At 68.7% G+C, this 12,404-nt stretch carries 12 protein-coding genes and 3 tRNA genes; 8 read left to right on the top strand and 7 right to left on the bottom strand.

All coding sequences use genetic code 11. From position 1 onward, the window contains the following. Positions 1–62 precede the first annotated feature (62 nt). Both FHR90_RS00820 and FHR90_RS00825 read left to right on the top strand, forming a co-directional pair. Positions 63–3,434 carry a S41 family peptidase gene (locus FHR90_RS00820; RefSeq protein ID WP_176622661.1) on the top strand — a complete coding sequence of 1,124 codons (3,372 nt, stop codon included), beginning with the start codon at positions 63–65 and terminating at the stop codon, positions 3,432–3,434. A gap of 48 nt (positions 3,435–3,482) precedes the next feature. Further along, positions 3,483–3,559, top strand: a tRNA-Arg gene (locus tag FHR90_RS00825). A gap of 70 nt (positions 3,560–3,629) precedes the next feature. Here FHR90_RS00825 and FHR90_RS00830 read toward each other — a convergent pair. Continuing rightward, the gene (locus tag FHR90_RS00830; RefSeq protein ID WP_246329938.1) at positions 3,630–4,013 is read right to left on the bottom strand and encodes a nuclear transport factor 2 family protein; all 384 of its coding nucleotides are present in this window, start codon (positions 4,011–4,013) and stop codon (positions 3,630–3,632) included. Between the two features lie 122 nt (positions 4,014–4,135). Between FHR90_RS00830 and FHR90_RS00835 the strand changes: the two genes are divergently transcribed. Further along, positions 4,136–4,675, top strand: coding sequence for a TetR/AcrR family transcriptional regulator (locus FHR90_RS00835; RefSeq protein WP_183274595.1), 540 nt, complete (start codon positions 4,136–4,138; stop codon positions 4,673–4,675). Between the two features lie 35 nt (positions 4,676–4,710). Here the strand turns inward: FHR90_RS00835 and FHR90_RS00840 are convergent, their stop codons facing one another. Next, positions 4,711–5,322 (bottom strand): hypothetical protein, encoded by a 612-nt coding sequence (locus FHR90_RS00840; RefSeq protein ID WP_183274596.1) that lies wholly within the window; start codon positions 5,320–5,322, stop codon positions 4,711–4,713. Positions 5,323–5,464: 142 nt separating this feature from the next. Here FHR90_RS00840 and FHR90_RS00845 point away from each other — a divergent pair, with 142 nt between their 5' ends. Then, positions 5,465–5,977 (top strand): 2'-5' RNA ligase family protein, encoded by a 513-nt coding sequence (locus FHR90_RS00845; RefSeq protein ID WP_176622676.1) that lies wholly within the window; start codon positions 5,465–5,467, stop codon positions 5,975–5,977. Between the two features lie 11 nt (positions 5,978–5,988). Here the strand turns inward: FHR90_RS00845 and FHR90_RS00850 are convergent, their stop codons facing one another. The 3 genes from FHR90_RS00850 to FHR90_RS00860 all read right to left on the bottom strand — a co-directional run bounded on the left by FHR90_RS00850 (position 5,989) and on the right by FHR90_RS00860 (position 8,200). After that, entirely contained in the window at positions 5,989–6,555 is a 567-nt protein-coding gene (locus tag FHR90_RS00850) for an HdeD family acid-resistance protein (protein WP_176622668.1), read from the bottom strand. A 95-nt stretch (positions 6,556–6,650) separates the two neighbouring features. Then, positions 6,651–7,430: a TylF/MycF/NovP-related O-methyltransferase gene (locus tag FHR90_RS00855; protein ID WP_176622670.1), complete on the bottom strand. Its 780-nt coding sequence runs from the start codon at positions 7,428–7,430 to the stop codon at positions 6,651–6,653. A gap of 167 nt (positions 7,431–7,597) precedes the next feature. Beyond that, a complete protein-coding gene (locus FHR90_RS00860; protein WP_176622672.1) occupies positions 7,598–8,200 on the bottom strand; it encodes an NUDIX hydrolase in 603 nt (200 codons plus the stop codon). A 31-nt stretch (positions 8,201–8,231) separates the two neighbouring features. On the opposite strand from FHR90_RS00860, the gene FHR90_RS00865 reads away from it, so the two are divergent. From FHR90_RS00865 to FHR90_RS00880, 4 genes are all read left to right on the top strand, one after another. Then, positions 8,232–9,467: an MFS transporter gene (locus tag FHR90_RS00865; RefSeq protein ID WP_183274597.1), complete on the top strand. Its 1,236-nt coding sequence runs from the start codon at positions 8,232–8,234 to the stop codon at positions 9,465–9,467. A 93-nt stretch (positions 9,468–9,560) separates the two neighbouring features. Further along, entirely contained in the window at positions 9,561–10,160 is a 600-nt protein-coding gene (locus FHR90_RS00870; RefSeq protein ID WP_176621792.1) for an LOG family protein, read from the top strand. A gap of 53 nt (positions 10,161–10,213) precedes the next feature. Beyond that, positions 10,214–10,290, top strand: a tRNA-Pro gene (locus FHR90_RS00875). A 36-nt stretch (positions 10,291–10,326) separates the two neighbouring features. Beyond that, a tRNA-Thr gene (locus tag FHR90_RS00880) sits at positions 10,327–10,398 on the top strand. Position 10,399: 1 nt separating this feature from the next. On the opposite strand, the gene FHR90_RS00885 is transcribed toward FHR90_RS00880, so the two are convergent. Beyond that, positions 10,400–10,648, bottom strand: a complete 249-nt coding sequence (locus FHR90_RS00885) for a hypothetical protein (protein WP_176621789.1) — start codon at positions 10,646–10,648, stop codon at positions 10,400–10,402. A gap of 74 nt (positions 10,649–10,722) precedes the next feature. Next, positions 10,723–12,402: a D-lactate dehydrogenase gene (gene dld / locus FHR90_RS00890; protein WP_176621788.1), complete on the bottom strand. Its 1,680-nt coding sequence runs from the start codon at positions 12,400–12,402 to the stop codon at positions 10,723–10,725. Positions 12,403–12,404: the final 2 nt, after the last annotated feature.

The following is a 12,404-nucleotide window of genomic DNA, read 5'->3' on the forward strand; positions in this document are numbered from 1 at the left end:
GCGGCGGTGCCGTCATGACGATCGCGCATTGACATCACTTGCGGCGGCGGCAAGCTGCCGCGATGTTTCGTCGTGCCCTATTCGCCGCCACCGCCCTGCTCATGCCCGTCGCCGCCCATGCGGTACCGGGGTATCTGCGCGATCCTTCCGCGGCCGCCGGCCTGCTCGCCTTCGTGGCCGAACAGACGGTCTGGACCGTGCCTCAGTCCGGCGGCCAGGCGCACCGGCTCACCGACCGCCCGGCCGGGAGCGTCGGTGCCGATCCGCATCCGGTGGTGGCGCCGGACGGAAAATCGGTGGTGTTCGCCGCGTCCTATGACGGACCCACCGAGCTCTATCTCATCGGTGTCGATGGCGGCACGCCGAAGCGGCTGACCTACAACAACACGAAGACCACGCCGCTCGGCTGGGACGCCCGTGCGGGCGTGCTGTTCACCATGGCCGGCGACAGCCTCGGCGTGCACGGGCAGGTCGTCGGTCATGTCGATCCCCGCACCGGCGCGCAGGAGATCTATCCGCTCGCCGGCGCCAACGATGCCGCGCTCAGCCCCGACGGGCGCTGGCTGGTGTTCGTCCGTTTCGGCCTCGCCGCCACCGGCGACCATCTGCGCCAGTACCGCGGCGGCGCGATGGCGCAGCTCTGGCGCTTCGACCTGCACGACACCTCACCCGGTGCCGAGGCACAGCGGATCGGCCCGGCGGACGCCAACTGGCGGCGTCCGATGTGGTGGAAGGGCCGCCTGGTCGTGGTCAGCGACCGCGACGGGCGCGACAATCTGTGGAGCCTCGCCGCCGATGGCAGCGATCCGCGCCAGATCACCCATTTCACCGATGCCGGGGTGCGGCAGGCCAGTCTCGACGGCGACGCCGTGGTGTTCCAGCTCGGGGCCGACCTGCATCGCACCGATCTCGCCACCGGACACGACACGCTGCTGCCGATCGAGCTGCTCACCGACCGCCCGGGCCTTCGCCCGTACTGGATCGACCGTCCGCTCGGCTTCCTCACCGACATAGCGGTGGCACCGAAGGGCGACCTCGCCCTCGTCACCGCCCGTGGCCATGCGGTGATCGCCGCCACCGGCCCGCGCCGTCGCGTCGAGATCGGCGCTGCGGACGGCAGCCGCCTGCGCGATGCCGTGTTCAGTGAGGACGCAAAAACCGTCTTCGCCATCGCCGACACCTCCGGCGAGGAGGAGGTCTGGGCCTACCCGGCAGACGGCGCCGGTCCGGGCCGCCAGCTCACCCATGACGGCGATACCGAGCGCACCGGCCTGCATCCCTCGCCCGATGGCAGGCTGCTCGCCATCACCGACATGAAGGGTCGCCTGCGCATCCTCGACATCGCCTCCGGCGCGCAGACCCTGGTGGATGACGCAGCGAGCGACGGCACCACCGAGCACGACGATGTGGTGTGGTCGCATGACAGCCGCACGCTCGCGTTCAGCCGCACGCGCGGCGTGTCGTTGCGCGACCAGCTCGCGCTCTACGATGTCGGCGCCCGCAAGCTGCACTGGGTCACCGACGATCGCTACGACAGTGGTCACCCGGCCTTCTCGCCGGACGGCCACTTTCTGTACTTCCTCTCCGCGCGTCATTTCGAGCTCGCCAACGGCTCTCCCTGGGGCGACCGCAATACCGGCCCGGTCTTCGACCGCCGTGTCGGCATCTATGCGCTGGCGCTGCAGCCCGACGCGACGTTCCCGTTCCGCCCGCGTGATGAGCTCTCGCCGCCGCGGGAGGTCTCGCCCGACACGCCGCACGGTGCTGCGAGCGACCCGGCGGCTCCGAAGACACCCAGGGAGCGCGCCGATGCCGCCGAGGCGAAGCGCCGCCAGGGGGTCGACCGCACGCCGCCGGCGATCGCCTGGCAGGGGCTGGAGACCCGGCTCTACCAGGTGCCGCAGGACGCCGGGAACTACGCAGCCCTCGCGGTCAATGCCGGGTATCTCTACCTGCTTGACCGTGCCGACGAGGACGAGCCGGGCCGGCTGGTCTCGGTGCATATCGACGACGAGGACCCGAAGGTCGAGACGGTCGCGCCCAAGGTCATCGATTTCGCGCTATCGGGTGACGGCAAGACGCTGCTGCTCGCCACCCCGGGCGACAAGCCGGCACCTGCGCTCGGCCTGCCGGGCACCCCGCGCCTGCTCCTGATCCCGGCGGTGGCCAAGGCGCCCGACAAGCCGGATCACACCGTCGTCGCCCTCGACGACTGGCGTCTGCGCGTCGATCCGGCGTCCGAATGGCGGCAGATGTATCTCGATGCCTGGCGCATGGACCGGGCGTTCTTCTACGATCCCGCGCTGCGCGGGGTGAACTGGTCGGCGGTGCGCGACCGTGGTCTCGCGCTGATCGACCGGCTCGGCGACCGCGCCGACCTGTCCGACCTGCTCGGCCAGACCATCGGCGAGCTGAGCGCGCTGCACTCGCAGATCCGCCCGCCCGACACCGAAGCCCCGAACCCGGCCCTCGACGTCGCCGGTCTCGGTGCCCGCCTGACCCCCGGCAAGGACGGCTGGCGCATCGCGCGCATCTACGCGACCGACCCCGACCTGCCGGACCATCGCGGACCGCTCCAGGCGCCTTGGCTCGACATCCGCGCCGGCGACCTGATCACCGCCATCGACGCCCGCCCGACGGCCGGAATTGCCGACCCGGCCTCGCTGCTGACCGGGCTGGCCGGCAGGCAGGTACTGCTCCAGTGGCGCAGTGCGACGCAGGGCACGGCCCACAAGGCGATCGTCATTCCCTGCAAGGCGAAGACCGAGGCGGCCCTCGCCTACAGCGACTGGGAACTCACCCGGGCGGCCAGGGTGCAGGCGGCCAGCGGCGGCCGCTACGGCTACCTGCACCTGCGCGCCATGGGCCCGTCCGACATCGAGACCTTCGTGCGCGAGTTCTACGCCAATATCGACCGTGACGGGCTGATCATCGACGTGCGCGACAATCATGGCGGCAACATCGATTCCTGGGTGATCAATGCGCTGCTGCGCCGGGCATGGATGTTCTGGAAGCGCTACGACCACGCGCCCGCGGTCAACATGCAGCAGGCCTTCCGCGGCCATGTCGTGCTTCTGGTCGACCAGCTCACCTATTCCGACGGCGAGACCGTGTCGAACGGCATCAAGACGCTGAAACTCGCCCCGCTGATCGGCGAGCGCACGTCGGGTGCGGGCGTATGGCTGTCCGACCGCAACCGCCTGATCGACAACGGCGTCGCCCGCGCCGCCCAGATGCCGCAATTCGCGATGAATGGCGCCTGGCAGGTCGAGAATCACGGCGTCGAACCCGACGAGACCGTCGACAACCTGCCGCACGCCACCTTCCTCGGCCACGACGCGCAGCTCGAGGCCGGCATCGCCCGGCTGAATGCGATGGCGAAGGCCGACCCGATCCCCCCGCTCGTCGCCGGCCCGATGGACGGCGTTAAATGACGCGCGGGGCTGGCATCGCGCCCGGCTTCACGCTATGGGTGCGCGGCTGGACCCGTAGCTCAGCTGGATAGAGCGCTGCCCTCCGAAGGCAGAGGTCGAAGGTTCGAATCCTTTCGGGTCCGCCAGCGCCGTGACCGGGCATTTCGTCGCCGTAAGAAGATGCGTTACCATGTCGGCGATATGCGCCGACGTGTGTCAGGAGCCGCTCAACTGCAGCGGGTTCATGTAGTCGCGGAAATGCGTCACCTTGCCGTCATGGCGCGTGATGAACCAGACGTAGTCAAGATCCAGCGGCGTGTCGGTCGCCACCACGCGATGGTGACCGGTGGCCTCGAGGATGGTCTCGTCGCCGATCTGCCGGACCCGGCCGAGGTCGAACCGTCCGAAGCGGATGTGCTGCTGGAGCGGGCGCAGCAGTTTGGCGATCGCGGCCTGTCCCTCGACGCGGCGGGGCGCACCGGGCGGCGCGAACGGAAATTCGTGCACCGCATCCTCGGCATAGATCGCCATCCAGCCGTCCAGATCCCCCTTCACCCAGGCCTCGATCGCGGTGGCCAGCCAGTCCGGAACATCCGTCATGTCGTGCAGTCTCCTGTAAAGGGATTTTCCGGACCATGAGTCCGAATGACTTTCATATATCGGACCGACAGTCCGTAAATCAAGATGGCCGACGCGGGCGGCCGCAGACCTCGCGGGCGCGGATGCTGGTTGCGGCCGATGCCGTGCTTGCCGCCGCACCATTTCCTGCCGCCGTGACGATGGAGGCGATCGCCGAGGCGGCCGCGGTCGGCAAGGGCACCTTGTTTCGCGCCTTCGGCAGTCGTGACGGCCTGCTCGACGCGCTGTGGACGCGACAGCTCGATCGCCTGCGCGACGCCCTCGCAGCTGAGGATTCGCCTCTCGGCGCGTCAGGCTCACCGCGCAGGCGGGTCGCCGCCTTTCTCGATGCGCTGCTGTGGTGCAAGCTCGACAACCGCCACCTGCTTCGTGCGCGTGAGGCCGCGGCCGGGCTGCTGGCCTCGCCGAACTACCTGTGGATGCATGCCACCCTGGCCGGACTGCTCCGCGACGCCGCCCCAAAGGCCAGTCAGATGACGATCGACTACGCGGCGCATGCGTTGCTGGCGCCTCTGCACATCGACCTCATCGACGTCTTGCTTGCAGCCGGCATGAATCCGCAGGACATCAGCCGCGCCCAGACCCGCCATGCGAAGGCGATGATCGCCGATCTGCGTGACTGAGGCCTGACCGGTCGGGCCAGGCGGTCGGGTCTACGTCAACTGCGCCGCCCCGCGTCGACGTCTCGCTGTACCACCGTGAGCAGTGTCGACACATCGCCGACCCCGTAATCGACCTCCGCCCCGTCACCGGAGACCGCGGTGATGCTGACACGCATGCCTTGCCGTGCCGCGGCCTGCATCGCCGTCATCGGAATGTCGAGCAGGATTATCTCACTCCGGGCGCAGGCCCCACGCCAGCAGAACTCGGTCCTCGACAGATGTTTGCGCATCGGCAGTGGGGTGCCGTCGGCAAGGTGGGCGCCGGTGAAGTCGCGATAGCGGATACCCCAGTAGGACTGCGCGAACATCATCTGGCAGGTCGGAGGTGCACCTCCCGGTGAGACGATGCAGGACAGGCCGGCACGGTCGTCCTCGCTATCGGTCGCCGCGCCCGCGGTCCCGGTCGAGACGTTGATCCGACCGTCCGCAAGCGACGAGAGGATGATATCGGCCTCGCTCAGAGGCTGCGCGAAGCGATTGGCTGCGCCACTGCCCACCACCGAACTCGCCGTCACGGTCTCGGCCCGGCCTGTGCCGGCAACGGGCGTCATCAGCGCCGACCCTGCCGCCAGCAGACAGATCACCAATCCTTCCAAACCTGTCCTCATCGAATGGGCTCCATGGCGGCGTGTTCAGCATGAAGTTTTGTTCATCCCACACTGGACCCGCCGGGACGCCTTGCGTGCATCATTTCGCCGTGAGCACGTCGTCGACACATCGTCTCCCTGCACCGTCAAGCGCTGCGGTCTCATGGCCGAGACATCACCGCTCATCCTGACCGCCGAGCTCGACGGCCCTGCCCAGGGCTGGGCGCAGGCGATGCGCGAGCGGCATTTTCCGCCCGAGCGCAATATCGTGCCGGCGCATGTGACGCTGTTCCATGCCCTGCCCGGCGACCTCGAGGCGCTTTTTCGCACCTGTCCGCTCTCCGCGCGCCCGGCGCCCTCGGTGAGGATTGCAGCACCTTTTGCGCTCGGGCGCGGCGTCGCCTACCGGCTGATCTGTCCGGAACTCGCCTGTCTGCGCGATGATCTGCTTGCAGCGCTTCCCGCCACGCGCCTGACCAGACAGGACCTCTCCCCCTGGTGGCCGCATCTGACGATCCAGAACAAGGTCGAGCCCGAGCGCGCTCGGGCTTTGCTGGCTGAACTTTCCGCGGGCGGGATGCCGATCGACACCCACGCCGTCGCGCTGCGCCTGTGGCGCTATCTCGGCGGTCCGTGGGCGCTTCTCGCCCGGCTCGCTTTCGCCCCGCCCGTCTGAACGGCAGCGGGTCAGATGTTTCCGCGGCGCAATCCACGCGCCATGGCCAGCAGCGCGATCCCGCCGAACAGCAGGTCGATGCCCACCAGCGTGCCGACCACGGCGATGCCGACCAGTGGATTCGAGAACGCGATGAACAGCGCCAGCACCCAGTCCAGCAGGCCGGACAGCATCAGCCACCACCAAGTCGAGGTGCCTGCCTTGCGTGAACTCAGTGCGATCACGATCGACGAGACCCCATCGACCATCAGCCAGGCCGCCAGCATCCACGACAGCGCGACCGCCCCGGCGCCGGGATCGAACACGATCAGCAATGCCACCACCAGCGCGGCGATCGACGACAGCAGCGCGCCCCAGAAATGGATGTGGGTGCGATTGTAGAAGGTACTTACCAAGCCGGCGATGCCGGCAATAATCAGCAGCCAGCCCAATATGCCGGCAGCCAGCACGCCCGCCACCAGCGGCGCGATGACGGCGCCGAGTCCGAGCAGCACCAGCAGCACGCCCTCGATCAGCAACAGCGCATAGCCTGTGTGGCGCGCCTGCGCCGTGGTGGGCGGGGTGACGAGACCACTCATGACGACCTCCTGGCCGGTTCCGCACTGCCGCGGCGGCAGGCACCGAAAGATATTACCCGCCAGGCTCGTTCGGGTTCCGTCATGGTGACGTTGCGTCAGCCGTTTTGAGGCAGTTTGACGACCATCACCTGGCTGCTGGGCAACTCGATCGCGATCTCGGGGCGATCGGCGAGGAATTCGTCGAATGCGGCCCGCACCCCCGCCAGATAGGAATAATCGTGGCTGACGATGATCCCGCCCGGCAACATGCGCGGATAGAAGAACTCCAGGCATTCGCGCGTGCCCTCGTAGAGATCGACGTCGAGATGCACCAGCGAGAACCGGCTGGCGGCGGCCGGATTGTTGGTCCCGCTGAACATGCCCTGGTGGAATTCGAGGTTCGGCTGGTCCGCGAGGTAAGCCTGTACCGCACCCAGCGAGGCGGCGTAATGGCCTTTCGACATCGCCCGCCGCTCCCCGCTGACCGGTTCCGGCAGGCCGGCGAAGGTGTCGAACAGATGCAGCCGGCGCGGTCGGCCGGCCAGGCTGATGAGCTTTGCCGAGCAGCCCTGATAGACGCCGACCTCGGCCATCTCGCCATCGAGCCGGCTCTGGGCCCGGGCGAGGCTGTAGATCATGAACGCCTCGTTGCCCGACAGCAGCGACTCCCGCTCGCCGCGAACGCGTCGGATCGTGGCCATGATGTCGGGACATTTGTGGCCGCCCTGGATGCCGAGCTCGATCCGCGCCAGACCGCCGACCGTCACCGCGCGCAGCGCGCGGCTGCGGGCGAACAGCCGGTGCAGCCGCTGCCATCGCCTCGCCGCACGGGCCGGGTCGTGTCCGGGATCGTCTGTCCGGACGAGGGTCGGCGCGGGCGTGATGGTATCGAGCATCTGGGGGCGAAACTCCTGGGCTGGCGACTCGGTGGACGGGTCATTCGGTCACACTGTCGGTCCGCATGTCGAGATCGTTTGGATATCGCAAGGGTCTCGTGCAATGGGACCTGATCGTTCGTCCGGGCGCCAACGGGAGCGGCCGGCGGCGGTTCCGCCGGCCCGGCTCAGTCGATCAGGCCGCGGGCGCGGGTGATGGCGAGCGCGGCGATCGTCACCGCGCAGGTGATGCCGCCCTCGCCGATCAGCCGTTCGACCTCGGCGCGCGGCACCATGCGCGCGACCATGTCGGCCTCGCTCGCCTCCCGGCGCGTGCCGCCCTGGCTCAGCCCGGTGGCGTGGAAGACATGTCCCTTCTGCGTCGAATAGCCTGCGCCCTGGAACAGGATGCCGATCTCGACCAGATGCAGGGCGCGCAGGCCGGTCTCCTCGGCCAGCTCTCCCGCGGCCAGGGCCGCCGGGTCGGCGTCGGGATCGTCCTCCCACATGCCCATCGGCAGCTCCAGCATCCGCCGCCCGACCGGGTAGCGATACTGCTCCACCATCGCGATGCAGTCGTTGTCATCGACGGCGACGATGACGGCGAAATCGTCGCGCTCGACCACGCCATACAGACCCTCGCTGCCATCGGGACGCCGGATGATGTCCTCGCGCAGCCGCAGCCAGCGGTTGCGATAGGCGATGCGGCTCGACAGGGTCAGATAGCCGCCCGCATCCGGTGTGGGCGCCACGGCAGCGCGGGACGGGGCAGGGGAGGGCGCATCTGTCATGTCGGCCAGCCTAGCGTATAAGGTGGCGCTCATGGAGGTCATCGAGCGCCTGTTCCGCAGCACCACCGCGACCATCCTGTCGATCGTGGTGTTCAACCTGCTCTGCTACATCTGTATCGGCCTGCCGCTGGCGGTTGTGCCCTCCTTCGTCACCACCGCACTCGGCGGCAGCGCCGTCGTCGCGGGCCTCGCGATCAGTCTGCAATATCTCGCCACCCTGGCCAGTCGCGCGATCGTCGGCCGCATGACCGACGAGCGCGGCCCGCGCCGCGCGGTGTTGATCGGCGCACTGTGGTGCCTCGTCAGCGGCCTGCTGCTCGGCGCTTCCGGCCTGCTGGGCACCCGCACCGCCAGCCTTGGCGTCTGGCCGGCGCTGGGCCTGCTGCTCGCCGCACGGCTCGCGCTGGGCACGGCCGAGAGCTTCACCGCCACCGGCGTGATCATGTGGTGCATCCGTCGCACCGGTCCCGAGAACACCGCTACCTCGATCTCCTGGAACGGCATCACCTCCTATGGCGGGATGGCGATCGGCGCGCCGCTCGGCGTGGCACTCGCCGCCATCGCCGATCGCGGCGACCGCGTCCATGTCAGCGGCGTCGCGATCGAGGCCCTCGCGGCGCTGACCTGTGTGTGTGCGCTGGTCGTTTTTGCCCTGGCCTCGCGACGCGCTCCAGTGCCCGGCGTGCCAGGGACGCGCATCGCCTTCACGTCCGTGCTGAAGCGCGTTGCGCCGTTCGGCGCCGGTCTCGCCCTGTCGGGGACCGGGTTCGGCGTCATCGCCGCCTTCCTGGCACTGTACTACGTCGCGCGTGGCTGGTCGGGCGCCGCGCCCGCGCTCAGTCTGTTCGGCGTCCTGTTTGTCGCCACAAGGCTGATATTCGCCTCAGCCATCGGCCGCCATGGCGGGTTCAGCGTCTCCCTGGTGTCGCTCGGCGTGGAGATCGCCGGACTGCTGTGTCTGTGGCTGGCGCCGCATCCGCTGGTCGCGACACTCGGCGCGGGGCTGACCGGGGCGGGATTTGCATTGATCTTTCCCGCCCTTGGCGTCGAAGCGGTCGGCACGGTGGGGGCTGAGAATCGCGGCGCAGCGCTGGGCGCCTACTCGGTGTTTCTCGACGTCTCCCTCGGCATCGCCGGCCCGCTCGACGGGGCGATCGCCGGCCATGCGGGTTATGCCGCCACCTTCCTGTTCTCCGCCGCCTGCTGCCTCGCCGCCTTCGTGCTCACCGCCTGGTTGCTGTGGCGTCGCAGGGCTGCGCGCGTGTGATAGAACCGCCCGACCGACCTGGAGACCGCCATGCCATCCGCGCCGCATCTGACCGAAACCGAGCTGACCCAGAGCCACCCCGGCGGCATCGCCATGCCCGGAGCGTCGGTGGCGGTATTTTGCGGCTCGCGCTTCGGCCTCGACGCACGCTTTGCCGAGGCTGCGCGCATCATCGGGGCCGGGCTGGCGCGCCGCCGCATGACGCTGATCTACGGTGGCGGCAAGGTCGGACTGATGGGGGTGGTCGCGGATGCCGCGATCGCTGCCAGCGGCGCCGTGTCGGGGGTGATCCCGCATTTCCTCAAGACCCGCGAGGTCATGCATGAGGGTGTCGAGGACCTGCGCGTCACCGATTCGATGCACAGCCGCAAGCAGTTGATGTTTGCCGAAGCCGACGCCTTCCTCGTGCTGCCCGGCGGCCTGGGCACATTCGACGAGACCTTCGAGATCATCACCTGGCGCCAGCTCGGCCTGCACGACAAGCCGATCCTGATCGTCGATATCGCCGGCTGGGCCTCCATGCTGGTCGGGGCCATCGACCAGGCGATCCGCGACGGCTTCGCGGCCGAGACCGCGCGTCGCCTATTCGAGGTTGTGCCCGATGCCGACGCGGCCCTGCTGCGCCTCGATGCCCTGCGCCCGGGCCTTGATCCGCAGACTCCCGACAGTGCGGAAACGCTGGGGCGGCTTTGAGGGTGAAACACCATCTTGCCCCCGTCGCGTCATCGCTGTAAGAGGGCCGCCGCCGGAGTGTAGCTCAGCCTGGTAGAGCACTGTGTTCGGGACGCAGGGGCCGGAGGTTCGAATCCTCTCACTCCGACCAGCCTTGGTGCTGGTCGATTTATCTGAAACGACCCCCGCCGGGTTAGCACAGCGGTAGTGCAGCGGTTTTGTAAACCGAAGGTCGGGGGTTCGATCCCCTCACCCGGCATTCAGACGCCGGTGGCGCCGCCCATGATCGAGGCGCGCAGCGCATGATCCACTGCCCGATGGGCGGCGATGATCTCGGCGTGTAGGCGGGACAGATCGTGTTCGATCGCAGCGATCCAGGCGTCGAGCTGGCGGAGACGCAGATCGGTGCTGGCGGCGAAATCGTCCTGTGCGTGGGCAAACGCGTGGAGCGTGTCGCTGGTCGTGTCCTGGCGTGGGTGCCTGCGATGGAACCATGACATGGATGTCATATGGTCGCGGCCGTTCTTCGCGGCGACATGTGGCACCGCGCGGGCAGGCATGCAGTTGCCGCAATGCGCCTGCGCTACCGCCAGCCCGGCTTGCGCGATGTCTGGCCGATCCCGGGATTGAGGCAGTTGCACGGGTCGAGTGCTCGGTAATGCGCCGCCAGCGCCGGCTTGGCCGGGTAGAGATGGCCGACATTGTGTTCGGCCGGATATTCGGCGCCGCGCGCGTCGAGCAGCGCCCACATCTCGTGCTCGATCGCCAGCGGATCGGCACCGCTTCGCACCACATAGTCCTGATGGAACACGTGGCAGAAGAAATGCCCGTAATAGAGCCGGTGCAGCAGCCGCTCGGTGATCGCGGGCGGCAGGGTCTCGAACCAGGCGCGGGTGTTGCGCGGCAGTGCGACGTCGAGAGCGACGATGTCGGCGACGGTGCGTGGATGTAGTTGGCGGTAGCGGACCGCCGCCCCGGCGGCAGCGAAGCGGTGCAGGAACGCCTTCGCGCCCTCGTCACCAGTGCAGCGGAACCAGTCGCCGCTTGCCGAAGGAAAGATCCGCCCCAGATAGGCCTCCGCCTCCGCGATGCCGCCATCGGCCATGCGCAGCAGCAGGTGGTGCTCGTAGCGGTCGCGGAACGCATACATCCGGGCAGGAAGGTGCCGCGGGGCCAGATCGGCGATCGTCTGCAGCAGCCGGTCCGACAGCGCCGTCGACAGGTGCAGGCGCTCGCACAGCGCATCGAAGCGTGCCTTGGCGGCGAAGAAGGTCGGCAGGCGTTTCGTGCCGAGGCGGCGGATGGCCAGAAACACGTCCTTGCCATAGCGCTCGGCAATGTCGAACGCATCGCGATGCAGATACTCGCCCTGCACGGGCAGGTCGGTGAAGCTGCCGAGGATGTGGCGGCGGATCGCCGTCAGCTCCGCCGGATCGTTGCTGCCGATATAGAAATCGGCCAGCTGTGCGTCGCGCGGGAAGCTGTCGAGCCGGACCGCCAGCACCATCACCCGCCCGGCGCTGCCGGCGGCCTCGAACAGCCGTCCGGTATCGGCGTTGAACCGCGCCGGCGTGTCGGCGTCGATGTGGCGGACCGTCTCGCCATAGGAGCGGTCCGAGCAGGCGCGCGCGGGATCATGCTCGGTCTCGTCAGGCCCGAACTGGCCGGCCTCCAGCCGGGACAGGATCTCCTGCGGCGTGTTGCCGAGGCGCAGGCCGAGATGATTAACCAGCACGACCCGGCCGTCGGACGTGACCTGCGCGAACAGCGCGCATTGTGTGTAGGCCGGTCCACGCCGGATGAGCGCGCCACCGGAATTGTTGCAGACGCCGCCCACCACCGAGGCGCCGATGCACGACGAGCCGATCACCGAATGCGGCTGCCGCCCGACCCTGGCCAGCCGTGCCTCCAGGGCGTGCAGCGTCGCACCCGGCAGACAGACCACCTGTTCGCCGTCGCCGAGCAGGTGGATCGTGTCCAGCCGAAGCGTGCTGATGATGACGACGTCACGGTCGTAATCGTCGCCATCGGGGGTGGAGCCGCCGGTCAGGCCGGTATTGGCGGCCTGGACGATGACAATCCGGCCGGCGGCGATGATGGCCTCGAAGGCGAGGAACTGCTCGAGCAGCGTGCCCGGACGTACAACGGCCAGCACGCGGCCCTCCCCGGTGCGATAGCCACGCCGGAAGCGGCGCGTCGCCGATGCCGAGGTGAGTACGTGGCGCCGCCCGACGAGGTCGCGCAACCGGGCCAGCAGATGCATCG

The sequence above is a fragment of the Endobacter medicaginis genome (assembly GCF_014192375.1).
Lineage (GTDB): Bacteria > Pseudomonadota > Alphaproteobacteria > Acetobacterales > Acetobacteraceae > Endobacter > Endobacter medicaginis.